The 22632-nt window shown below is 70.4% G+C and carries 17 protein-coding genes and 2 pseudogenes; 13 read left to right on the forward strand and 6 right to left on the reverse strand.

All coding sequences use genetic code 11. The features are described from left to right. Both JOF36_RS35640 and JOF36_RS35645 read left to right on the forward strand, forming a co-directional pair. Window positions 1-378 (forward strand): annotated as a pseudogene (locus JOF36_RS35640) (hypothetical protein); the annotation flags it as partial. Next, window positions 365-1177 (forward strand): class I SAM-dependent methyltransferase, encoded by an 813-nt coding sequence (locus JOF36_RS35645; RefSeq protein ID WP_010234885.1) that lies wholly within the window; start codon window positions 365-367, stop codon window positions 1175-1177. The pseudogene JOF36_RS35640 and the gene JOF36_RS35645, both read left to right, overlap by 14 nt. Window positions 1178-1229: 52 nt before the next feature. Here the strand turns inward: JOF36_RS35645 and JOF36_RS35650 are convergent, their stop codons facing one another. Genes JOF36_RS35650 through JOF36_RS35660 form a run of 3 tightly spaced genes read right to left on the reverse strand, consistent with a single transcriptional unit; the run spans window position 1230 to window position 4612 of the window. Beyond that, entirely contained in the window at window positions 1230-2555 is a 1326-nt protein-coding gene (locus JOF36_RS35650; RefSeq protein WP_075315380.1) for an MFS transporter, read from the reverse strand. Window positions 2556-2579: 24 nt separating this feature from the next. Then, window positions 2580-3428, reverse strand: a complete 849-nt coding sequence (locus JOF36_RS35655; RefSeq protein ID WP_094928609.1) for a YmdB family metallophosphoesterase — start codon at window positions 3426-3428, stop codon at window positions 2580-2582. Beyond that, window positions 3425-4612, reverse strand: coding sequence for a cobalamin-independent methionine synthase II family protein (locus JOF36_RS35660; RefSeq protein WP_050802454.1), 1188 nt, complete (start codon window positions 4610-4612; stop codon window positions 3425-3427). The genes JOF36_RS35655 and JOF36_RS35660 overlap by 4 nt, the downstream gene beginning before the upstream one ends. Before the next feature lie 129 nt (window positions 4613-4741). Here JOF36_RS35660 and JOF36_RS35665 point away from each other — a divergent pair, with 129 nt between their 5' ends. Both JOF36_RS35665 and JOF36_RS35670 read left to right on the forward strand, forming a co-directional pair. Further along, window positions 4742-5629: a MurR/RpiR family transcriptional regulator gene (locus JOF36_RS35665; protein ID WP_010234896.1), complete on the forward strand. Its 888-nt coding sequence runs from the start codon at window positions 4742-4744 to the stop codon at window positions 5627-5629. Window positions 5630-5762: 133 nt separating this feature from the next. Continuing rightward, the gene (locus tag JOF36_RS35670) at window positions 5763-6065 is read left to right on the forward strand and encodes a hypothetical protein (protein WP_143517423.1); all 303 of its coding nucleotides are present in this window, start codon (window positions 5763-5765) and stop codon (window positions 6063-6065) included. Window positions 6066-6157: 92 nt separating this feature from the next. Here JOF36_RS35670 and JOF36_RS35675 read toward each other — a convergent pair. Then, window positions 6158-6319, reverse strand: a pseudogene (locus tag JOF36_RS35675) (Tn3 family transposase); the annotation flags it as partial. Window positions 6320-6395: 76 nt separating this feature from the next. Here JOF36_RS35675 and JOF36_RS35680 point away from each other — a divergent pair. From JOF36_RS35680 to JOF36_RS35690, 3 genes are all read left to right on the forward strand, one after another. After that, window positions 6396-7637, forward strand: a complete 1242-nt coding sequence (locus tag JOF36_RS35680; protein WP_307862796.1) for a tyrosine-type recombinase/integrase — start codon at window positions 6396-6398, stop codon at window positions 7635-7637. Beyond that, on the forward strand, window positions 7634-10126 hold the full coding sequence (locus JOF36_RS35685; RefSeq protein WP_210036672.1) for a tyrosine-type recombinase/integrase: 2493 nt from the start codon (window positions 7634-7636) through the stop codon (window positions 10124-10126). Before JOF36_RS35680 ends, JOF36_RS35685 begins: the two co-directional genes overlap by 4 nt. Before the next feature lie 93 nt (window positions 10127-10219). Then, on the forward strand, window positions 10220-10858 hold the full coding sequence (locus tag JOF36_RS35690; RefSeq protein ID WP_210036749.1) for a nitroreductase family protein: 639 nt from the start codon (window positions 10220-10222) through the stop codon (window positions 10856-10858). Here JOF36_RS35690 and JOF36_RS35695 read toward each other — a convergent pair. Both JOF36_RS35695 and istA (JOF36_RS35700) read right to left on the reverse strand, forming a co-directional pair. Next, window positions 10783-13842, reverse strand: coding sequence for a Tn3 family transposase (locus JOF36_RS35695; protein ID WP_307862797.1), 3060 nt, complete (start codon window positions 13840-13842; stop codon window positions 10783-10785). The genes JOF36_RS35690 and JOF36_RS35695 overlap by 76 nt on opposite strands. Window positions 13843-13934: 92 nt before the next feature. Next, a complete protein-coding gene (gene istA / locus JOF36_RS35700) occupies window positions 13935-14843 on the reverse strand; it encodes an IS21 family transposase (protein ID WP_443706284.1) in 909 nt (302 codons plus the stop codon). A gap of 261 nt (window positions 14844-15104) precedes the next feature. Between istA (JOF36_RS35700) and JOF36_RS35705 the strand changes: the two genes are divergently transcribed. The 6 genes from JOF36_RS35705 (at window position 15105) to istB (ending at window position 22586) form a co-directional block, all read left to right on the forward strand. Continuing rightward, window positions 15105-15851 (forward strand): glycoside hydrolase family 140 protein, encoded by a 747-nt coding sequence (locus tag JOF36_RS35705; protein WP_281072840.1) that lies wholly within the window; start codon window positions 15105-15107, stop codon window positions 15849-15851. After that, complete coding sequence (locus JOF36_RS35710; protein WP_245353202.1) at window positions 15848-17188, forward strand: alpha/beta hydrolase family protein; 1341 nt, start codon at window positions 15848-15850, stop codon at window positions 17186-17188. Before JOF36_RS35705 ends, JOF36_RS35710 begins: the two co-directional genes overlap by 4 nt. 184 nt (window positions 17189-17372) lie before the next feature. Further along, window positions 17373-19193 (forward strand): hypothetical protein, encoded by a 1821-nt coding sequence (locus JOF36_RS35715; RefSeq protein ID WP_210036675.1) that lies wholly within the window; start codon window positions 17373-17375, stop codon window positions 19191-19193. Window positions 19194-19390: 197 nt separating this feature from the next. Continuing rightward, window positions 19391-20455 carry a type IV secretory system conjugative DNA transfer family protein gene (locus tag JOF36_RS35720; RefSeq protein WP_210036676.1) on the forward strand — a complete coding sequence of 355 codons (1065 nt, stop codon included), beginning with the start codon at window positions 19391-19393 and terminating at the stop codon, window positions 20453-20455. Between the two features lie 22 nt (window positions 20456-20477). Continuing rightward, on the forward strand, window positions 20478-21749 hold the full coding sequence (gene istA, locus JOF36_RS35725; protein ID WP_210026967.1) for an IS21 family transposase: 1272 nt from the start codon (window positions 20478-20480) through the stop codon (window positions 21747-21749). Next, window positions 21750-22586, forward strand: a complete 837-nt coding sequence (gene istB / locus JOF36_RS35730; RefSeq protein WP_245350810.1) for an IS21-like element helper ATPase IstB — start codon at window positions 21750-21752, stop codon at window positions 22584-22586. Window positions 22587-22632: the final 46 nt, after the last annotated feature.

The raw sequence follows: 22632 nt of genomic DNA on the forward strand, positions 1-22632 counted from the left end.
TGGAATCCGCCGACAGAGTGGGACGCGGTCTTCTTCGCGCACTGGCTCGCACACGTCCCCGAGGATCGATTCGATCGATTCTGGAGTGCTGTCGACGGCGCTTTAGCGCCGCGTGGCCATGTGATCATCATCGATGTCGCCCCCGAGGAGCAGCGCATCGAGGAACATATTCACGAACGCGAATCAATCCCGTTGACGCGGCGTCGCCTCAGAGATGGCCGCCAGTACGACGTGGTGAAGAAGTACTGGGAGCCCGAGGAGCTGATCGAGCGCATCAGGCCGCTCGGCTTCGAGGGGGCGGGAACCAAGATCGGCGCCGAGGACGGCTTCGGTTTCGTGGTGTGGGACGTTGTGAGGAGTTCTGATGACCAGTCTTGAGATCTACAACCCGCGGATGACCTACAACACCGCGGCCGTGGACTACGACACGACTTCGGTGGACTTCTGGAGCTACGCGGCCACTGAGACGGTGCAGCGCTTGGGGCTGAGCGCAGGCCAGTCGGTTCTGGACGTCGCGTGTGGGCCTGGCCCCGCTGCGCTGGCCGCCGCGCAGCAAGTGGGCGCGCAGGGCACGGTGCTCGGGGTCGACATCGCCGAAGAGATGATCGCGCTGGCGCGTGGGCATGCAGCCGAGACCGGTGCATCGCAGGCCGAGTTCGTGGTGGGCAGCATGGACGCTCTCGACGTCGGCGCCGATCGGTTCGACGCGGCGACGTGCGTGTTCGGGATCTTCTTCGCCAGCGATGTCCGGGCGAGCATCGCGGCGATGCGCGACGCAGTACGTCCGGGCGGGCAGGTCGCGGTGACCTCGCTCGGCCCGAAGTTCTTCTCCCCGCTCTACGGGCAGTTCATCGAGGCCGCTCTCGCCGAGCACCCGGGGCTCGACGTCGACGTGCCGTGGCATCGCACCGAGGACGCCGAGGTGATGCGCGCACATCTCGAAGCCGCTGGCCTCGAGCAGGTCGAGGTCGTGCACGAGGTCAGTGCGCTGCCCCTGCAGACGCCGCAGGACTGGTGGCGGATCGCGACCGGTACCGGGATCCGGCGCCTGATCATGGAGCTGGAGCCCTCGGCGGCGGAACGGGTGCAGGAGCAGAACATGGCCTGGATCCGGGAGCAGAACATCGACCACGTCGAGCTGGGCGTCATCTACTGCCGAGGCATCGTCGCCGGATAGATCGCCGGGGCCGCCGCGATCCGGTCGCGGGACGTCATAGGAACCCGCGCGGTCACGTGTCCATGTCGGCTCCGGTCGGCGCCGGTTGCGTGCTGTGTACCGATCGGGCGAGGACCACGATCGCGGCGGCCGCCGCGGCCGCGACGAACAGCGCGATCGCGGCGATGACGCCGAAGCCACCGGTGGTCGTGGCCAGCGCGGCAGCGACCAGCGGAACGAAGCTGGAGACGGTGCTGCCGAGCTGGTAGGTGGTCGAGACCGCGGAGAACCGGACCTCGGTGGGGAAACTGGTGGCCAGCAGCCCGGCGATCCCGGCATAGACGGCGCCGTGTCCGACGGTCATGGCCAGCAGGAAGGTCACCACGGCGGCGGCCAGGCTGCCGCCGGGTACCCACAGCAGGCCGGGTATCAGCGCGATCGCGGCTGCGGCGAGACCGGCGAGCATGACCGAGCGATAGCCGATGCGGTCACACAGCGTCCCGAACGCCGGGGTGCTCAGGCACTGTCCGGCGGCGGCGATCATCAGGGCGAGCAACGCGGTGCTGCGGTGCTCCCCGGTAGGGCCGGACGCGACGCTGAGCAGCCAGACCGTGAACAGGGTGACGATCGTGCCGTGCCCGAGCGCTGCGGCGCTGCCCGCGACGATCCGCCGGGGGTAGCGCCGCAGCGCAGCCAGCAGAGGATTTTCGAGGAGCTGCCCACGGGACCGGGCATGGGCGAAGGCCGGCCCGTCGTCGAGGCGGAGCCGGATGAACAGGCCGAGGCCGACCAGCAGCACCGAGACGAGGAACGGTAGCCGCCAGCCCCAGGCATAGAACTGCTCATCGGGCAGGGTCGCAGCGGCGCTGAACGCCACGGTGCCGAGGAACAGGCCGGCGGGGAAGCCCATCTGTGGCCAGCTACCGAAAAACGCCTGCCGCCCGGGTGGGGCGTGTTCCACGGCGAGCAGGACCGCGCCGCCCCACTCACCGCCGACCGCGAGGCCTTGCAGGATCCGCAGCGTGATCAGCAGGATCGGTGCCCAGATCCCGATCTGGGCGTAGGTGGGCAGCAGCCCGATCCCGACCGTTGCTGCCCCCATGAGCACGACGGTGGCCACGAGCAGGGTCTTGCGGCCGATCCGGTCGCCGAAGTGCCCGGCGACGAGTCCGCCGATCGGGCGGGCGACGAACCCGGCGGCGTAGGTGCCGAACGCGGCCAGCGTCGACGAGGTCGGGGAACTCGCGGGCAGGAACAGCGGCCCGAGTACGAGCGCGGCCGCGGTGGAGTAGAGGTAGAAGTCGTACCACTCGATCGTCGAGCCGATGGTGGAGGAGATCAGCACCCGCCGCCGCGTTGCTCCTTGGTCGGGCGAGGCTGCGGCGGGGGTGCCGGTCATTGGTCCTCCTGGTGGGTGCCCGTGTCAGCTGATGCGGGTGACCGCGGTGCTCGCTCCGGTGGCGTCGATGTCGAGGACGACCGCTCCGAGGGCGAGTGGGCCTTGGGCGAGGGTGTAGGCGGGCAGGGCGGTGTGGTCCTCGCCGCGTAGCTTCGCGACGAAGTGCATCGGGTCGAAACCGCCGCCGGTGTGTCCGAGCCGGCCGGTCATTCCCAGCTCGGCGACGTACCCGGTTCCACCGGGCAGCAGGTGCCCGCGCAGGGTCGGATCGTGGGTGTGGGTGCCGACCACGCCGGCGACCTGTCCATCGATGGCGGCGGCGAAGGACGCCTTCTCCCACGGGGACTCGCCGTGCAGGTCGATCACCACCGCACCGGGCAGGTCGTGGTCGGCGGTGATCTGGCACCAGGACGGCCACAGCGGTCTCGGCATCGGCGCAGCCATGCCGGGCAGCTCCGCCGTGGGGGAGAGCAGGTTCATCACGGTCAGCGTCGTCTGACCGCGGCGCAGGGTGAGCAGGCCCTGGCCGCGGTCCTCGTCGAGGTTGAGCGGTCGCACGACCTGCGGGTAGGAGAGGATCTTGTCGACGTCCGGGCCGTCCCAGGAGTGGTTGCCACCGGTGATCGCGTCCACGCCGGCATCGAGGAGCTGGTCGATGACTTCGACGGTCATGCCGAACCCGTCCATCGGGTTCGGGCCGGTGACCGCGCAGTTCTCGGCGTTGACCACGACCCAGTCCAGGCCGTGCTCGTCACGCAGCTGCGGGATCCGGCCTGCGAGCCAGCCCGCGGCCTCCTCGCCGACGACGTCGCCGACGCACAGCACCCGCATCGCCCCGGTACCCGGCTCCGGCCGGGCCTCGGTGGTGCTCATGCGCTGAGCTCCACAGCATGCGCCGGTCGGCGAGGGGAGCGCAGCTGCTCGGTGGCCAGGCGGGCTCCTTCGACCAGGGAGGCGAGCTTGGCCCAGGCGATCCGAGGGTGCACGGGCAGGAACGAGGCGAAGGTGGAGAAACCGCAGTCGGTGCCGGCGATGACGCGCTCGATCCCGACGCTGCGGGCGTAGCGGACGATGCGCTCGGCGACCAGCTGCGGGTGCTCGATGTAGTTGCTGCAGGTGTCGATCACTCCCGGGACGAGGATCTTGTCCGCGGGCAGCGAGTAGTCCTCGAACACCTGCCACTCGTGGGCGTGGCGAGGGTTCGCCGCCTCCATCAGCACCCCGCGGGGCCGCCCGGTCATGACAATGTCGACGATGTCGCCCAGGTCGACGTCGCGGTGGTGCGGGGACTCGTAGTTGCCCCAGCACAGGTGCATTCGCATCCGGTCCGGATCGATGCCGGCGGTGGCGGCGTTGAGGGCCTCGATGTGCCCGGCGATAGCGCGGCGGAACTCGGCCACGGTGGCGTCGGCGTACTGGGCGTGGCGGCCCATCGCCAAGTCCGGGCAGTCGATCTGCAGCACGAACCCCGCGGCGACGATGGCCTCGTACTCGGTGCGCATCGCCTCGGCCAGCGCCCCGAGATAGGCCTCGTGCGAGCCGTAGTGCTGATCGGCGAGATAGATCGCGATCACCCCCGGCGACGCCGCGGTCACCACCACCTCCGACGGCGCACCGTCGCCGGCCGAGTCCACCGCCGCACGGAGCTCCTTGAGCTCCTGGGCCAGGTCCTCGCCGCCGGTGTAGCGCACAGGCCCGGTGCACGACGGTGTCGCGGTCACCAGCCCGTCGAGAGCCTGCGCGGTGATCTCGGGGTAGTCGTCGAGGTCGGCCAGCGAGAGCGCTCCGGCTTCGCCGTCGAAGCCCGACATCCGCTCCTTCACATATGTCGCGTATCCGATCTTGCCCTGCTCGCCGTCACTGCCGACATCGATCCCGATCTCGCCCTGGCGCGCCACGACCTGCTGGGTCGCGTCCCGGATCAGCCCCGGAAGCCGAGCCAACGACTCTTCGTTCGCGGTGCCGGTCTCGCGCGCGACCATCAACTCGGCCAGCTCGCTCGGGCGCGGCAGGCTGCCCGTATGGGTGGTCAGAACGCCTTCTGCGCTGCTCGTCATCACAAGTACCAGAAGCTAGGCCCGCGCCGGAAACGTAGATCGTATGGAACCTGAACGATGGATGGAACTTCCGTCCACAACACATGGAACTTGCGAAATGTAGGGTTCTAGCTGGCTTAAGGTGGTGGCATGGCCCGCCCCGTGACGACCCGAGCCGCGCTCGATCACCGCCCCGAACCCAAGCTGGTCGGGCCGATCACCACCCGGATCCGGTCACTACGGCCCAGCCTCTCACCCACCGCCGCCCGCATCGGTGACGCCGTCCTCGCAGCTCCCGCCGAGGTCGTGGGCCTGACCGTCACCGACCTGGCCGACCGCACCGGCACCTCGGTCGGCAGCGTCGTGCGCTTCTGCCAGGACATCGACCTCAAGGGCTTCCACGACCTCAAGCTCCGCCTCGCCGCCGAAGCCGCACCGCACGCGACCGCGAGCCAGCAACCCGGTGGAGCCCCAGCGAACACCATCGAGACGGTTCTCCGGTCAGCGGTCACCGGGCTCGAGCAGCTCCCCGCCACCCTCGAACACCACACCCTTCTCCAAGTCGCGCAGGAACTACGGCGCGCCACCCGCGTGCTCGTCGCGGGGGTCGGCTCCTCCGCGCCGATCGCCATGGACGCCGGACACCGCCTGCGCACCCTCGGCGTGCACGCCGAAGTGCTGACCGACCCGCACCAGCAGCACCTGGCGGCCCGCATGCTCGGCACCGACGGCTGCTGCCTGGCCATCAGCCACACCGGACAGACCCAGGAGACCCTCACCGCGCTCCGAGCGGCGGGGGACGCCGGCGCCAGCACGATCGGGCTCACCAGCTACCACCGCTCGCCGTTCACCGAACTCTGCAACCACGCGATCGTCGCCGGCGCCACCGAGCTCCACGGCCTCGAGGCCACCGCCAGCCGCCTGGTCCACCTCGCCGTCATCGACGTCCTGGTCGCGCTCGTCACCGACCTCGACCCCACCGCGGCCGCGCAGGCCGAACAGCTCTACACCGACGCCGTCGCTGCCCACCGCGTCTAACCCAACCATCAGCCGCCCAGACGGTGTCGACGACAGTTCCGGTAATCCTGGCTCCAGAGACCAGCCGACAACCCCACCGCCCTCCTCCCGGATTCAGGCCCCTAGTCAGGACGGGTCACCTATGGTCGAGCTCATGAACAGTCAGGACGGCGGAGGCGGTCGGCGGCCGCTAGAAACCGAGCAGGACCGACAGGCCGAGCAGGTGCGGGCGCTACTCCGCGCGGCCGGATGCGCCGAATTCGGCGAGAATCACGGCGGCTTCGTCGTCGAGCCCGGCCCTGACGGGGAGCTTCTCGTGGCCTGCTCCGACGGGCCCGGGCTCGACCTGGCTGCGGAGGAACAGCACTACCGCCACCTGCTGACCACAGCCGGCTACAGCACCTCCGCCGGTCTACTCGATGACGGAAGCGGACTGCGAGTCGTGTCTCAACACTGAGCGGAATCAGGCAGCCTTGGCACGAAGGTAGCGGGATGTCTTGGTGTGACCAGCGCTGCCAAGTGCGGCTTGCGTGAGGTGAGCGGCCGTCATCAGGTACGCAGCCGCAGCCGCGCGGTCATGTCGAGGTGGACCTGGCCGTAGGGCAGCACGTGGGTCCAGAACAGCGGGGACAGGCCGCGCCGGTCGGCCGGCGACAGCGTGTTGGCCCAGTCGGGGTCGTCGAGGACGTCCTGCAGCATCAGGGTGTTTACCTGTTGACTGAACTACCGGGAGAGTCTCCGCAGGTCAATGGACGAGCGGGCCGGCGTGTGGCTATGGTCCGCAGCCGTGATCGACAGGGACGGGGTCGGCGAGGACCTCGGGTCGTTGGTGGTGTCGCGGGTCGGCTCGCTGGTCGAGACCGGCGATGTGTGGGAGCCCTACCGGCTGATCGACCCGGACGGGGGTGTGGTCGAGCCGGTCGCGGTGTACTTCCGGGAGCTGCAGGCGGGCGGGCGGTCGACGGCGACGCAGCGCTCGTACGGGATGGATCTGCTGCGCTGGTTCCGGTTCCTGTGGGCGCTCGGGACGCCCTGGGAGCAGGCCACCCGCAGCGAGGCTCGTGAGTTCAGCCGCTGGATTCAGGTCGTCGACAAGCCACGGCGGCCCGCTCGGGACGGTGCGATGCCGAACCCGGTGACGGGGAAGCCGTCGCCGGGGGCGAAGTACGCGCCGGCCACTCGCGGGCACAGCGAGAGCGTGCTGCGCGGCTTTTACGAGTTCCACGCCGAGACCGGGTCCGGGCCGATGGTCAACCCGTTCCCGCTGGTCCGGCCCGGACGGCGGGCTCACGCCCACCACAACCCGATGGAACCCTACCGGCGTGAGCGGTCCGGGTTGTATCGGCCCCGACCGGTGCAGCGGGTGCGGCACGCGATCCCGGACGAGAAGTTCAACGAGCTCTTCGCCGCGCTGGGCTCGCACCGGGACCGAGCGCTGGTGGCGTTCTGGGTGTCCAGCGGGGCGCGGGCTTCCGAGGTGCTCGGTGCCCGGTGCCGTGACGCCGACCCGGGCCAGCAGCTGATCACGGTGGTGCGCAAGGGCAGCCGGGCGATCCAAGCCGTGCCGGCGTCCCCGGACGCGTTCGTGTGGCTGCGGCTCTATCAGGCGCAGATGCAGGGCCTGGTGCCCGTCGGCGGGAACGAGCCGCTGTGGTGGACCCGGCGGCGGCCGTTTCGGTCGTTGGCCTACCACGCCGCGCACCGCATGTTCGGGCGAGCCAACGCGGCGTTGGGGGCGAACTGGACCCTGCACGACCTGCGGCACACCGCGGCCTACCGGATGGCCCGCGACCCGGACATGCCGCTGACCGACGTGCAGTGGGTCCTGGGGCACGCCCACCTGTCCACTACCCAGATCTACACCAACCCGCTGCCCGAGGACGTGATCGCCACCGTGCTGGCCCACCACCAACGCCGCGCCACCGACGGGGCCGCACCGGCCACGCCGGCGGCGAGCCCGGCCGGATCGCCCGCGCCGTCGTACCGGGCGGAGACGCTCAACGTGCTGTTCGGGGAAGGCACCGGATGAGCAGCGCCTCTGCGTTGAGGGCAGAACGCGCCCGCCGCGAGCTCGGCCCGGCCGGACTGGCGCTGCTGCGCCAGTTCCCACCCCGGGGGCCGGTGTCGAGCTGGCCGGTGACCGCGCAGCCGCTTGAGCGAGTCTCCGCGCGGCTGCTGCGCCCGCCGTTCGAGCTCGAGGCCCCCGGGACCCAGGCCCGCCGGCGGGTGGGGCTAGGCAAGCTGCTGGCGTGGCTGGAGCAGCAGCCCGGGCAGACCTGGCAGGACCGGTGGCTGGTCAGCGGCGCCGACGCCGCCGGCAACATCGAGTGGCGACACCGAGCGATCGAATGGTTGCAGGCCACCGGCCGCGCCTACCAGGACCCGAAGAACGACTTCAACGCCCTGGGCAGCGCTGTGCTGGTGCTGATCAGCGCGGACGTGATCCGTCCCAGCCTGTCCTGGCTACTCAATCCGGGCACGGTGCAGATCCTCACCGCGGAGATGGCCCGCAGCCGCGACCCCGACGGGTTCGACAAGCTGCTGGCCGTCTGCCGCCGGGACCCGGCGAACAAGTCCACCAAGGACGGCGCGCTGCGCCGGATCGCCACGATCATGGCGGCCAAAGGCGGCAGAGTCGGTGACATCACCGTCGGAGATTGCCTGGAGCTGCTCGAGGTCCTGCTGGGCATCGGCGGCTCGGTGGTCACCAGCGCGTACTTCTACCAGCTGCTGCACACGATGGGCGTGTTCCCCATGGCAGCCCCGCCCACGGTCCGCGCCGTCAGCGGCCGGGCCCAGGGCCAACAGCCCGTGGAGGAGATGATCGACCGCTACCAGCTGGCTTGTCGCCCGGTGCGCGACCTGCTCGTCGACTACCTGCGCGAACGCCAGCTCGCGGTCGACTACGCCTCGCTGCGCTCGGTGGCGTTCTGTCTGGGCAAGCTGTTCTGGAAAGACCTTGAGGATCACCACCCGGGGATCAACTCGCTGCGGCTGACCCCCGAGGTCGCGGCGAGCTGGAAGCAGCGGATCGCGACCAAGACCGTCCACGCCACGACCGCGAGCGGCGAACGGGTCGACACCAGGGTGCCCCGGGTCACCGGCGGCGTGAACTACCTGGCCATGGTGCGCGCCTTCTACCTCGACCTGGCCCAGTGGGCCATGGACGACCCCGCTCGCTGGGGCGTCTGGGCCGCCCCCTGCCCGATCCGCGCCGACGAGCTCAGCCGCAAGAAGGACCACTCGCAGCGCAAGTCCCGCATGGACCAGCGCACCCGCGAACGTCTCCCGGTGCTGCTCACCCTCGCCCGGACCGTCGACGACCAGCGCCGGGTCGCCGCCGAACGCCTCGCCGCCGCCCAGGCCGCCACCCCGGGCGCCGAGTTCACCGTTGCCGGGCACCGGTGGCGCCGCCGGGCCACCAAGAACCCCGCCGCGAAGCTGTGGGCCGAGGACGTGGAGACCGGCCAGCGGCAGGACCTGTCCCTCGCCGAGTACCGGGCGTTCTGGGCCTGGGCCGTCGTCGAGGTGCTGCGCCACACCGGCATCCGCGTCGAGGAGCTCACCGAACTCTCGCACCACAGCCTGGTGCAATATCGGCTGCCCGACAGCGGCGAGCTGGTCCCGCTGCTGCAGATAGCCCCGTCCAAGACCGACGCCGAACGGCTGCTGGTCATCGATCCCGAGCTCGCCGACGTGCTCAGCGCCATCATCTGCCGGATCCGCGACACGACAACCGGAGCGGTCCCGCTCGTGACCGCCTACGACAGCCACGAACGAGTGTGGAACTCACCGATGCCGCTGCTGTTCCAGCGACCGGTCGGGGTGGAGAACCGACCGATTCCCATCGGCGGCATCCGCAAGCTGCTCGACCACGCACTGGCCCAGACCGGGCTCACCGATCCCAGCGGGGCTCCGCTGCAGTTCTCCCCGCACGATTTTCGGCGGCTGTTCATCACCGACGCCATCCTCAACGGGATGCCACCGCACATCGCCCAGCTCGTGGTCGGCCATGGCGACATCAACACCACCATGGGCTACAAGGCCGTCTATCCGCAGGAGGTCATCAACGGTCATCGCAGCTTCATCGCCCGGCGCCGCGCCACCCGCCCCAGCGAGGAGTACCGCACGCCCACCGACGAGGAATGGGACGAGTTCCTCGGCCACTTCCAACGCCGCCGGGTCGCGCTCGGCGACTGCGGCCGCGCCTACGGCGCCGGCTGCGTCCATGAGCACAGCTGCCTGCGGTGCAGCCTGCTGCGCCCAGACCCCGCCCAACGGCCCCGCATCCTCGAGATCCGCGATAACCTCACCGCCCGGATCGCCGAAGCCCAGCACGAGGGTTGGCTCGGCGAAGTCGAAGGCCTGCAGGTCAGCCTCGCCGGAGCCGAACAGAAACTCACCCAACTCGACGATCGAGCCCGTCGCAGCACCACCATCGCGCTCGGCCTCCCCAGCTTCTCCGCCATCGCCGGACGAACCGTCACCGCCACCGCGTCAACGTCCGGAACTCGGTGACGCCAGTGCCGGCACGCCGTCGCAGATTGCGGGCCCGGGCCCCGGGACGCTCCCTCGGTCGGAGACGATGGGTCGGTGACCGCGCTGCTGGATCTGTCGCCTGATGAGCTGCTGACCACGACCCGGGCGGTCCGTCGCCGTCTGGATCTGGACCGGCCGGTCGAGCTGGACGTGATCAAAGAGTGCCTGGGGGTGGCGCTGCAGGCCCCGTCGGGGTCCAACACCCAGGGCTGGCACTGGGTGGTGGTCACCGACCCCGAGCAGCGACTTCGGATCGCCGAGTTGTATCGCGCGGCGTTCAGCGAGTACCGCGACACGGCCACCCACGGCGGCGGACTGTTCGCCACGGACACCCAGCCCGCTTCGGTACAGCAGCGGGTGTCGCGCAGCGTGGCCTACCTCGCCGAGAACATGCACCGGGTGCCGGTCTTGCTCGTCGCGTGCGTGCGCTCGTCGGGAAGCGCAGTGCTGCCCGACCAGAACCAAGCCACCATGTGGGGCTCACTGCTGCCGGCGGTCTGGAGCTACATGCTCGCCGCTCGCGCCCGCGGCCTCGGCACGGCCTGGACCGATCTGCACTTGCGTTATGAGCAGCGAGTCGCCGACGTGCTCGGGCTACCCGAGGGTGTCCGGCAGGGCCCGATGATCCCGACCGCTTACAGCCTCGGCACCGACTTCAAGCCCGCGCCCCGGACCCCGATCGACCAGGTCCTGCACCTCGACCGCTGGTGATCCCGCTCGACGGACGATAGACAACAAGCTTTGCACGTCCCCGGTCGTGTCGGCGCTGATGGACACGGTGGCCGGAGCGCACTGGAAGCAAGATCTAGTGCAGAGAACACGTAGACCAGTGCGGCCTGCAGGATCCGCAGGCAAGCCACGATCATCTCCTGCTCGTCGCGCCGGTTGGTGGCCAGGCCGCCGCCCTTACCGTAGGCGATCACCGAGTTCGCTCGGTTCCACGACTCGACCACGTTGAGCCCGGCGTTGATCTCGCGCTGCAGCTCCCGCGAGCGCAGGTAGCGGGCGACGAAGATGGTCTTCTGGGCGCGTCCGAGCTCCAGCATCGCCTGGTAGGTCGGGTGCGATGCCGCCCGGGTGAACCGGCGCAGGATCGCCTCCGTCGACGCTGTCCCGGTGCGGATCGCGGTCGCGTACTTGATCATCTGGTCGTACTGCTGGGCGACGAGGTCCCAGCGGATCGGGCGGGTCATCGCCGGCGCCAGCCGCGGGTGCCGCTCGGTCTGGCCCGGCCCGGCCCGATAGAGGCGGACCCGGTTGATCTGCTTGATGCGCGGCAGCAGCTCGAACCCCAGCAGGCGCGTCACGCCGAACCCGATCTCGGACTGGCCGTGGGAGTCCACGTAGTTGCCCTCGACCTGCATGGTGGTGCCGTGTCGGACAGCGCCCTCGACCATCGCGGCGACCTCGCTGGCGGTGCAGGAGATCAGCTGGGAGTGCACGGCCATCGAGTCCCGCTCGACGTGCCAGTAGATCAACACCCCGCGGCCGCCGTAGCGGGAGTGCCACTGAGTGAGCAGATTTTGGTCCAGCGCCGCGACGTGGGTGGAATCTGAGGCCACGGTGGTCGACCCGCCACCCCAGATCGCCTCGCGGCGGGCGCGGAAGGTCGCATCAGCGATCGCGACCGCGATCTCCCGCGCAGCGTCGAGGTTGAGATAGCGGCGGCGCACGTAGCGTAGATCCTCCTCGCTGTGCGGGTGTCGCCCGGCGGCAACGGCGCGTAGCCCGGTGTTCGTGCCGTACCCGTAGATGGCCAGGACCAGCCGCTCGGCCAGCACCTCCGGCGAGATCCCGGTGCGGCCGGTGCGGCCGGTGACCGAGGTGAGGCAGCCGGTGCGCAGGACGGTTTCCTTGAGCATGTCCACCAGCGGCACGGCGCCCCACCGCCGCGCCACCTCGGCCTTGAGCCTGCGCAACCCGGTCGGCTCCGGGACCGCGTCGAGCGGGGTCAGCCGGATCGCTCCGGACGCCCGCTCGGCCACCTCCAGCCAGCCCAGGCCAGGCAACGCCTCGTCAAGACCATCGAGCTCGTCGGTCAGCTCGTCGCGGACCTCGTCGATGAACGCGGTCGGGTCCAGGGGCTTGCGCAGTTCCCGGTAGTGCTCGACCCGGTGGAGGTCGAAGTCGGCAGGGAGGTCGGCGTCGGGATTGCGCCACCGCGCGGCGCCGGCGACCCAGATGTCCTTGCATCGAAGCCGCTCGCGCAGCACCTGGAAGGTGGCGATCTCATACGCCATGCGCACAGCCCGGCGCCGTCCGCGGGTGTCGGCGCGCCACACCAGCGGCTCCCAGTCCCCGCCCAGCCCCGCGTGCAGTGGGACAGTCTCGTCGGTCGGGTAGTAGGAGCGGTTCCCCGACACCGCATGACGCCCGATCAGCTCCAGTGCGTCCAGCACCGGGCGGTGGGTGTTCGACGAGCGGAACTCCAACACGTCGAGCAGCCGGATCAGGCCGCGCCGGTAGTGGTTGGTGTACGAGGCGCGCAACGTCGTCCGAACCGTGCGCTGATACACCGGCCCCTTGGTCTTGTACTCGTGGACCAGCTCGCGCAGCGTCTGCTCCCCACCCGACACCGCCGGGAACACGACCTCACGGACCGCCTCGTCGGGGTGTGCCAGGGCCGCGTCGGCGATCGAGAACAAGATGTTCTCCTTGCCGGTGACCCGCTTGAACGCGTTCACCAGCTCCTCGGTCACTTTCCGCTCGGCTCGCGCCCCGATGCGGTGCACCGTGGCGATCAGTAGGTCCACCAGTGCGTCGGTGACTTCCCGGTGGCGGGTGTGCAACAGCGCGGCCAGCAGCGTCACCGTCTTCTCAGGGCGGTGCGCGCGCAGATGCGACGGGGACTCCATCATCGCCTGGGCGCGCCATCCGGCCAGGATCTTCGGGGCGACGTCGTCGAACAGTCCCTCCGGGAGCCCGACCTGGCGGATCGCGGTCAGCTTGTCGATCTCGGTGAGCATGCTCTCCAAGCTCACTGCGCCCGGCTCGCTGCGGATCAGCCCGAGCAGCTCCGAACCCACCAGACCCGCGGTGTCGCCGCCGTCCGGCTCGTGTGCGCCCGGCTGCGTACCCAGCTCGGCGGCGGTGTCGAGGCCGGGGTCGGTGTCGGTGTCGGTGTCGGTGTCGTCCAACTCGGCCACCGCTGCCAGCCTGCGCACCCGGGCGGTCTCCACCGCGGACAGCCGGCTCGCGACGCGGTCGAACAGTCCCTCCTCCGCCCGGTACAACGCCGCGGCGACGATCCGCCCGACCCGCGCCGGCGCCGGCGGCTCGACCCGCTCGTCCCGGCAGCGCCCGATCAACGCCTCACGCACCAGTTCCGGGCGCCGCTCGGCCGACGCGACCTGCTCGGTCAACCAGTCGGTGAGCTTCTCGGCGTCATCCACCGAGCATTCCCGGAACCCCAGCACCCGGCGCACCTCGGCACGATGTGCCTTGATCGTGCGGCCTGACCAGTCGTAGAACCCCAGCTCCGAGGCCGGGACCCCAACCTGGCCGGCGACGAACTCCACCACCTGATCGCCCAGCTCCGAGCGGCCCGACGGGAACCGGCCCGCGCGCACGAAGAACTTCAACAACAGCGCGAACCCCAGCCGGGTCGCGCCGAACTTGTTGCGCAGCAACGCCACCTCGTCGGGCAGCAACGTGAAGTGCTCGACCAGCTCGTCGAGCTCCAGGACCCGGGCCACACACGCCTCCACCCAAAACCGGCCCCGACCAGCAAGAACGCACGATAGCGTGTGATCATCACCGGGCTACTTCGCCCCTGGTGACACCGTCCTTAACGACACCCCAAGACGTCGAGCTCGTGTTCGGCCAGCCGCTCAGCGGGGATCGCGGCGATCTCCGAGTGCGTCACCGCGTTGACCTCCGCGCACCACTGCTGCGCTGCGGCGTTGGCCGCGGCCAGGTCGGGGCGTCCCGGCCCCCCGGTGTCCCCGGTGTCGAGGTCGACCAGGTCGCAGCCGATGATCAGGTCGGCTTTGGCGTAGCCGACGAGGTTCTCCACGATGCCCTTGGACTCCGGATCGTTGCCGTGGCAGAAGTCCGGGCGGAACCGGTAGTGGCTGGCGAAGCGCACGTAGTCCGGTGTCGGGACCACGAGGTCGGCGACCACGGCGGCCTTCAGACACCCCATCCGGTCGGCGAGCACGACCTTCGGGACCCCGCCGATGGTCTCGAAGCACTCGGCCAGCATGTTCAGGGTGGTCTCGGCGCGTTCGTCGACGGCGAAGCGGACGAACCGCACCCTCGACCAGGCCAGCACGGCGCAGAACACGTGCAGCCCGGCGATCACGCCCCAGTCGATGACCAGGTGCTCGCCCGGGGACCACACCGCCGGACGCCGCCCGCGGTGATGATCGCGGCGCCAGTCGGCCTTCGCTTGCGCGACGAGGCGGCGGAAGTTGCGCGCCGAGCCCTCGTAGCCCGCGGCGCGAGCATCGGGCAGCAGCCGCTTCGCCGAGATCCTGCCCTTGGTCTTCTCCACTCGCCCGGCGACCAGCTCGGCGACCGACTCATAGTTCCGGGAGCGTGGTTTGCGTTGCGGGACAACACCCCCCGCGTCATGACGCTCGATGACCCGACGCACGGTCTTCGGTGTCGTGGCGCAGATCGCGGCCGCGCCGCGATAACTGCCGACATCCCGATAGGCCGAAATGATGTCCATCCGTTCCCTCGCAGACTTCAATGGGAGACCCCTGGGTGGTGCGGCGGCTGGCTTCGACAACCACCACCGTCACCGCCCAGGGCCTCAACCCGGCGTACGACACGACGAGGGACCGGGGACTTCTATCTGGCCACCAGCGGGGACCTCACAAGGCCACCCGCGGGGACCTGAACCTGGCCACCAGCGGGGACTTTTTCATGGCCACGGACAACGACCGTGTACGAGCGCGCGCACTCTCCCGACGACAGCCGCTGCACCCGCAACCCAACCACCCGCTCCGACATGGACACTGACTCTGTGGGTGTCCGTGTAGCACGAGCCGATCCTCGAATGCTCGCGAGTTGGACATCGTGGACAGGTTGCGAGTGGATCAAGATTCCCGACTGGCTGGACTTCAACATGATCCAGGGCGGGCACTGCCTGCGCTATGACGTGCGCGCCGATCTCGTGGACTCGACCTACGCCGCCGATCCGGCCAAACCGTTCCTCGACGGCGAGCCGATCTATGAGGAGCACCCGTACTGCTGGGAGCCCGAGCAGGGCTTTTCCACCGCCCAGGATGTGCGCCGGGATGCCTACTGGTCGGTGCTGGGCGGGGCGGCCGGGCACACCTACGGCCACCACGCGGTGTGGCAGTTCAGCGACGGCGGCGAGGGTGAACTCGGCGCGCGTGGCAGCTGGACCGAGGCGCTGGAGTTCCCCGCAGGTGAACAAATGCGGCATCTGCGGGAGCTGATGGAGTCGCTGCCGTTCACCCGAGGCGAGCCGGACCAGTCGGTGCTCACCTCGGAGGCCGGTTCCGGGGCCGAGCGGATCGTCGCCAACGTCGCCTCGAACGGCTCGTACCTGCTGGTCTACACCCCCGCCGGGCAGGGCTTCTCCGTCGACACCAGCGTCGTCACCGGCAGCCCCAAGGCCTACTGGTTCAACCCGCGCACCGGCGAGTTCGACGAGGTCGAGGTCGCCGAGAAGTACAGCCCGCCCACCAGTGACGAGGACTGGCTCCTGCTCGTCGAGGACACGGCATGACCGGCAACGACCAGCACGAGCCCGGTCGGCCCCCGCCGGATGGCGGTGTGCGCAGGTGCGCCACGGCGGCTGCGTGGCTGATGGCATCGGCCACGGCACTCATCCTCGTTGGGGGGCTGGGCCCGGCTCCGGAGCGCTCCGTGCCGGGCGGTGCGGCGCTTGCCCTGATCGCAGACGAGGAGCCGCTGGAGGACAGCTCCACCGAGGCCGACGCCGCCACCGACGATGCCACCGGTGGCGCTGCCACGATGACGGTGGAGGGTACCCGGGTTCCGGACCCGCTGGCGCTCGACAATGGCGACACCGTTGAGAGCGTGCAGGCCTGGGAACGCCAGCGGCGCCCCGAGCTGCTGGACGCCTTCCAGACCCACGTCTACGGCCAGAGCCTGCCTGAACCCGCCGACATCGCCTTCGATGAGCAGACGTTGGGCGATGGCGGTAAGAAGGTCGCCATCGAGGTCACCGGCCCGGAGGGCTCGGCGAGCTTCACGCTGCGACTGTTCGTCCCCGCCAGCTCCGAGCCGAAGGGCACGTTCCTGCTGATTGATCACCGCGGCTCGGTCGGCGACGACCCCAACAGCTCGTCGGACTACGCACCGGTGACGACGATCCTCGACCAGGGCTACGCCTTCGCTGCGCTCGACGCCGAAGAGGTCGCCCCCGACGACGCGGCCAGCTACCGCAGCGGGGTCCTCGACGCGTTCTACCCGTCGGGCCAGGAACTGCCCGAGGACGCCGGGCGGGCCATCAGCGCGTGGGCCTGGGGCGCCAGCCGCGCGATGGACTACCTACAGGACGACCCCGACATCGACCCCAGCAAGGTCGCAGTCATCGGGCACTCCCGAGGCGGCAAAGCCGCGCTGTGGGCCGGGGCCCAGGACACCCGCTTCCCCGTGGTGTTGTCCAACAACTCCGGCTCCACCGGAGCCAAGCTCGCCCGCCGCGACGAGGCCGGCGAGTCCATCGCGGCCATCACCGCGCAGTTCCCGCACTGGTTCCCACCCACCTACCAGGACTACGCCGACAGCCCCGACTCACTACCGGTCGACCAGCACGAACTGCTGGCTCTCATCGCACCCGGTCGGGTCGTCGTCGGCAGCGCCACCGAAGACGGCAACGCCGACCCGCAAGGCGAGTTCCTGTCCTACCTCGCCGCCGAACCGGTCTACGACCTCTACGGGCTGGGTGACACCGGGCTGTCTTCGCAGAGCTGGCCGCCCACCACGGACAAGGGATTCCGCGGCCCGGCCATGAGCTATCACCTGCGCGGCGGCGAGCACGGCCTGACCAGCGCAGATTGGGCGATCTACCTGCAGGGCGAGCTGTTCTTGAGATGACGGTCAACGCCGAAACAGGCGGTGTGTTGAGAAGGAAGGACACAGGGGGTGTGTGGTGGTTGAGCACGGCTGGATGAGCGCGGCGGAGGTGGCCAGACAGCTCGGAGTGCGGCGGGGCCAGGTGGAACAGCTGGTCCGGGCAGGGCAGCTTCCGCGCCCACACACCCGCGGAGACCGTAGGCGAGTGTGGGCCGCCGCCGACGTGGCGACGTTGCTAGCCCGGTTCGAGGGCCGCACGGTCAGCGGGCTTGCGTCGGCGCTGTCGCCGCCGGCGGCGCCGCTGCCGCGGCTGATCGATCAGGTCATCGACTATGAGCCGCCAGCAGCTCCCCCATCAGGCGGGGGTCGCTCGCTGGAGCTGCATCTGCGGGTCTGGGACGGGCCGGCTCCGGAGGGCCGCCGGGTGGTGGTCGTCCTGGGCGTGTTCAGCGCCTTCACCTACTCGCCGCCTGAGCGCTCTCGACCGGCGAGTTCTGCGGGGCCAGGCCGGGAGGAGCTGGTTTGCGCGGAGATCGCCCGCCGGTGGCTGCCGGTCCCGCCGATGGACTGTGTGTGGTTTCGGTACTGGCCCGGCGACACCTATCCGCTGTGCAACCTGATGTTTTCCTGGCCCCCGCCACGGGGGCGCTTCGACTGGCTGGCCGGAGCGAAGGACGCGGTGGGCCGGCTCCCTGAGCCCGACGGGCACCGCCGCCCGGCCAGCTACGCAGATCTGGACATGGTCGTGGGCGCCCCCGTCGAGGCCTACCCCGAACCGGTCTACACCAGCGACACCGTCCGCCGGTTTTACCAGGCTGGCGGAGCCGGCCACCCCGGCGATTCCGGTGCCCTGGTAGATGCGGTGCACGACGACATCATGCTGGGCGAGCTGCTCGGTGCAGCCTCCGTGCTCGACACCCGCATCGGCGGAGAGGCGGGCGGCGTCGGTGAGACAGGCGAGGACCCTCCGCTCGGGCCCGCCCGGCGCGCGGACGCCGTGGCGGCGTGCAGGCTGCTAGCCGATGAGACCGGCCGCCGGATGCCAGCCCGGTCCGCGGTCCACGACGACGGCTGCGGCCCGGCAGGAGCCGAGCATGGCAGGCCACGGCGGTGGGCGGCGCGGGCGGTGCCGGTCGAACCCGGCCCGGCCGAGCGGCGGCTTCTGCAGCGCTACTCGGACCGATTCGCACTCGCCCTGCACCCGCACCCGCCCGATCCGGCCCAGGAGGCGCTACTGCGGCGGCTGTGGGCGTGGGCCGACGCCACCGGGGCGTATGCCGACCTGCCCGACCCGCCACTGCACGCAGCCCTGGACGTCGCCGCGGATCTGCTGGGATTTCACTTGCGCGTGCAGCAGGGCTACCGGGTCCGCGACCACTACCAGCCGCACCCGGTGCGCGAGACCACGACACGCACGTTCACCGTGCGCGGCCCGATCGACCAGGCCTACCTGGACGGGCTCACCCCACTCGACCCCGCGCCCGAGCCCAGTCGCGGCGGCGACGCTGGCAGCGGGCTCGCGCGCCGCGCACGGGTGCTGGCCGCCGCGCTGGCCACCACTCGAGCAGACACGCGCGGCGGGCTGCTCTACGGGCTGGACCCGCACAGACACCTGGTTGCCGTCGCCAGTCCCGCGGCCGGGTTCGGTACCCAGTGTTATGCCTGCGAGTGGCCGCAGATGCCCGACTGGGACGACCCGGCCGGGCTGGCCGAGGCGGTATTGATCGGCGATGCCGGCCCGGATGACCGGGCGGTGTATGTCGACTGGCCCGACGGCCGGCTCACCCCGCTCCCGGGTCTCCCGCGTCAGCAAGCGCTCGAACCGTGGTCGTTCGGCCCCCACGCCGCTCCGGCCGCGCTCGCCCGCGACATCGCCGAGATGTTCGCCGTGCCCGGACGGCCCGGCCCTGCGCCGCCGCGGTGGCTGTACGCCGCACTGGAGAGCTCCGAGCACACCACCCGGCTCCGGTTACCCGTCGCACAGCTGCGCGGCCGCTGCCCCACCACCTCGGAGGGCAACCAATGACCACCGGGCCCGGGCTACCGCCCCGCCAGCTCGGGTGCGGGACGGGCGGACTTGCCGGCCGGGCCGAGCCGGCCGGTTCAGACCTGGGCGGGGCCGTCGCGCGATGAGTACCGCCGAAGCTCGGCGATCGATCGAGATGGTTTACGAACTGAGGAGCAGTGATGAGGTCAGACTCGCGGGACACGCTGGATACACAGGTGGTGCTGGGGGTGACGTTCACGGCCCTGGCCGCAGGGGTAGCCGGGATCGGGGTCCTGCTGATGGCAGCGCTGGCGTTGGCGTCCTGGCTCGTCGGTGCCGGCCTGGCGTGGCCGTCCGTTGGCGATGCGCTGGCCACCGTGTCGGCCATGGCTGGAGACCCTGTCGGTGGCCCGGCCCCGCAGCCGTGGGCGGTGCTCCAACAGGCCCCGATGGTGTTCCTGGTGGTCGCGGCGGCCCTGATCACGGCCGCGGCGGTCGTGGTGGTGGTGCTGGCAGGGCTGGCGTGGCGGCGATGGGGACCGACCCAGGCCGGGCACGCGACCCGAGCACAGCTACGCAGCGAGCTGTCTGAGACCAATGCCCGCGAGCGGGCTCGGGAGACCCGACCGAGTCTGACGGTCACGGAGCGGCGCGGGCTGCCGCCGGAGGAGTTGGGGGTGCCGCTGCCGCGTGGGCCTGCCGGCCCGCTCTGGGCTGCGCAGGACAACCACACCGGGGCATTGGCGCCGACCCGCGCGGGGAAAACGACCACTGACCAGATCCCCAAGGCTCTGGCCGCACCGGGCGCGCTGTGGTGCTCGTCATCGCAGCGTGACCTGTTTCTGCACACCGCGCTGGCGCGGACCCGCCGCCCGCAGGCTGGCCCGGTACAGCTGCTCGATGCCACCGGCACCGTAGGTTTCCCGGCCCAGGCGTACTGGCCCCCGATGACCGGTTGCACCGACGCCGAGGTCGCCGACCGCCGGGCCGGGATCCTCGTCGAGACCTCCGGCAGCGCCGGGCGGGCCGCTAAGGCCAGCAGCTCGGGCAACGAGGAGTTCTTCCGCGAGCACACCATCATGGTGCTGCGCGCCTACCTGTTCGCCGCCGCAGTGGCGAACAAACCGGTCGAGGACCTGGTGGCCTGGGCGGCCAACCCGCACCACAAGGACCCGCTGGCGATCCTGCAAGGCGCTCACACCCAGCTCTACGAGGAACTCAACGCCGAACGGCAAGAGGATCCGCGCACCTCGTGTCGACGACGCGCTGAGACTGACCCTCTAGCGACGGGTTGGGACTGACCCCTCCATCGAGGCTGGAGGGGTGATCACGTTGGAAGAGTGGGCTGAGGTCCGTCGTCTGCACCGCGCCGAGGGCGTGCCGATCAAGGAGATCGTCCGCCGGCTGGGACTGGCGCGAAATACGGTGCGGGCGGCGTTGCGGGCCGACGCGCCGCCCTCGCGGGAGCGTGGACCGCGCGGGTCGTTGGTGGACAAGGTGGAGCCGCAGGTCCGGGCCCTGCTGGCCGAGTATCCGAGGATGCCGGCGACGGTGATCGCCGAGCGGATCGGCTGGACACACTCGTTGACCATCCTCAAGGACCGGGTGCGTGAGCTGCGGCCGTTGTTCGCCCCTCCCGACCCGGCGGACCGGATCGAGTACGCCCCCGGTGAGCTCGCGCAGTGCGACCTGTGGTTCCCGCCGGTCCCGATCCCGGTCGGTGCCAGCGGGGCGCGGGTCCTGCCGGTGTTGGCGATGACCTGCGGCTTCTCCCGGGTGACGGACGCTGTGATGATCCCGTCCCGCAAGGCCGGCGACATCCTGGCCGGGATGTGGGAGATCATCGCAGGGTGGGGCCGCTGTCCCCGCACGCTGGTCTGGGACCGCGAGGCCGCGATCGGCGGCACCGGGCGACCCGGCGTCGAGGCAGCTGCGTTCGCCGGGACGCTCGGGGTGCGGATCAAGCTCACCCCGGCACGGGACCCGGAGTCGAAGGGACTGGTGGAGCGGCGCAACGGCTACTTCGAGACCTCCTTTCTGCCCGGACGCAGCTTCGTCTCGCCGTTCGACTTCAACGCCCAGATCGAGACTTGGTTGACCGAGGTGGCGGGCGCCCGGCACCTGCGCTCGATTGGGACCACCCCCGCCACGCGGTGGCCGATCGACCGGGCCGCGATGGTCGCCCTGCCGCCGGTGGCGCCGCAGGTCGGGCTGACCGGGCGGGTTCGGCTGGCGCGTGACTACTACGTGCGCGTCGACGGCAACGACTACTCGGTCAACCCGGCCGCGATCGGCCGGTTCGTCGACTGGATCGCCACTCCCGCCCTGGTCGCGGTCACCTGCGCCGGGCAGATCGCGGCCACCCACGAGCGGGTCTGGGCCAGCGGCGCCACGGTGACCGATCCCGAGCACCGGGCCACCGCCCGCGCCCTGCGCACTGCGTTCACCGCCGCCCGTGACCGCGCCCGCCATGACACGCGCTCCCACACCGATGGGCACGTCGTGGCCCTGCGCGCGCTGCCGGATTACGACGCGCTCTACGGCGTGAACTTCGACCCCGCACCCGACCCGACCGCCACCGCTGAAGGGCAGTAGATGACCACCCCGAAGACGACCGCGACGACCAGCACGACAGCAGCCACGGAAGCCACGAAGACCGGTGGCGTGAGCACCGAGCTCGGCTCGAAGCTGGCCTACCTGACTCGCGTGTTGAAGACGCCCACGATCGCCCGCGTCTGGGACGACCTCGCCGCCCAGGCCCGCGACCTGAACTGGTCGCACGAGGAGTACCTGACCGCGGTCCTGGAGCGCCAGGTCGCCGACCGTGAGTCCGCCGGCACCACCATGCGCATCCGCACCGCCCACTTCCCGGCCGTGAAAACGCTGGAGGAGTTCAACCTCGACCATCTGCCCTCTCTGCGCCGAGACCTGCTCGCCCATCTGGCGACCGGCACGTTCGTGGCCAAGGCCGAGAACGTGATCCTGCTCGGACCGCCCGGGATCGGGAAGACCCACCTCGCGATCGGGATCGGGGTCAAAGCCACCCAGTCCGGGCACTCGGTGCTCTTCAACACCGCCGGCAACTGGATCACCCGCCTCGCTGCCGCGCACCAGGCCGGGCAGCTGGAGGCCGAGCTACGCAAGATCCGCCGCTACAAGCTGATCATCATCGACGAGGTCGGCTACATCCCCTTCGACCACGACGCGGCGAACCTGTTCTTCCAGCTCATCGCCTCTCGCTACGAACAGGGCTCGGTCATGGTCACCAGCAACCTGCCCTTCGGACGCTGGGGCGAGGTCTTCGGCGACGAGATCGTCGCCGCCGCGATGATCGACCGCCTCGTCCACCACGCCGAGGTCCTCACCCTCTCCGGCGACTCCTACCGCACACGCGCCCGCCGCGAACTCCTCGCCAAAGACCGCGACAACTAGCACGAACCGGGCACACAGGGGTCAATCCCAAACCGTCGCCAGGGGG

The organism is Pseudonocardia parietis, assembly GCF_017876315.1.
Taxonomy (GTDB): Bacteria; Actinomycetota; Actinomycetes; order Mycobacteriales; family Pseudonocardiaceae; genus Pseudonocardia; species Pseudonocardia parietis.

Excerpts from the sequence above, each read along its gene's own strand:
- JOF36_RS35705 (WP_281072840.1), top strand. The coding sequence starts at position 15,105 with ATGGACACTGACTCTGTGGGTGTCCGTGTAGCACGAGCCGATCCTCGA.
- JOF36_RS35645 (WP_010234885.1), top strand. The coding sequence starts at position 365 with ATGACCAGTCTTGAGATCTACAACCCGCGGATGACCTACAACACCGCG.
- JOF36_RS35685 (WP_210036672.1), top strand. The coding sequence starts at position 7,634 with ATGAGCAGCGCCTCTGCGTTGAGGGCAGAACGCGCCCGCCGCGAGCTC.
- JOF36_RS35660 (WP_050802454.1), bottom strand. The coding sequence starts at position 4,612 with ATGACGAGCAGCGCAGAAGGCGTTCTGACCACCCATACGGGCAGCCTG.
- JOF36_RS35670 (WP_143517423.1), top strand. The coding sequence starts at position 5,763 with ATGAACAGTCAGGACGGCGGAGGCGGTCGGCGGCCGCTAGAAACCGAG.
- JOF36_RS35650 (WP_075315380.1), bottom strand. The coding sequence starts at position 2,555 with ATGACCGGCACCCCCGCCGCAGCCTCGCCCGACCAAGGAGCAACGCGG.
- JOF36_RS35710 (WP_245353202.1), top strand. The coding sequence starts at position 15,848 with ATGACCGGCAACGACCAGCACGAGCCCGGTCGGCCCCCGCCGGATGGC.
- istB (WP_245350810.1), top strand. The coding sequence starts at position 21,750 with ATGACCACCCCGAAGACGACCGCGACGACCAGCACGACAGCAGCCACG.
- JOF36_RS35655 (WP_094928609.1), bottom strand. The coding sequence starts at position 3,428 with ATGAGCACCACCGAGGCCCGGCCGGAGCCGGGTACCGGGGCGATGCGG.
- JOF36_RS35665 (WP_010234896.1), top strand. The coding sequence starts at position 4,742 with ATGGCCCGCCCCGTGACGACCCGAGCCGCGCTCGATCACCGCCCCGAA.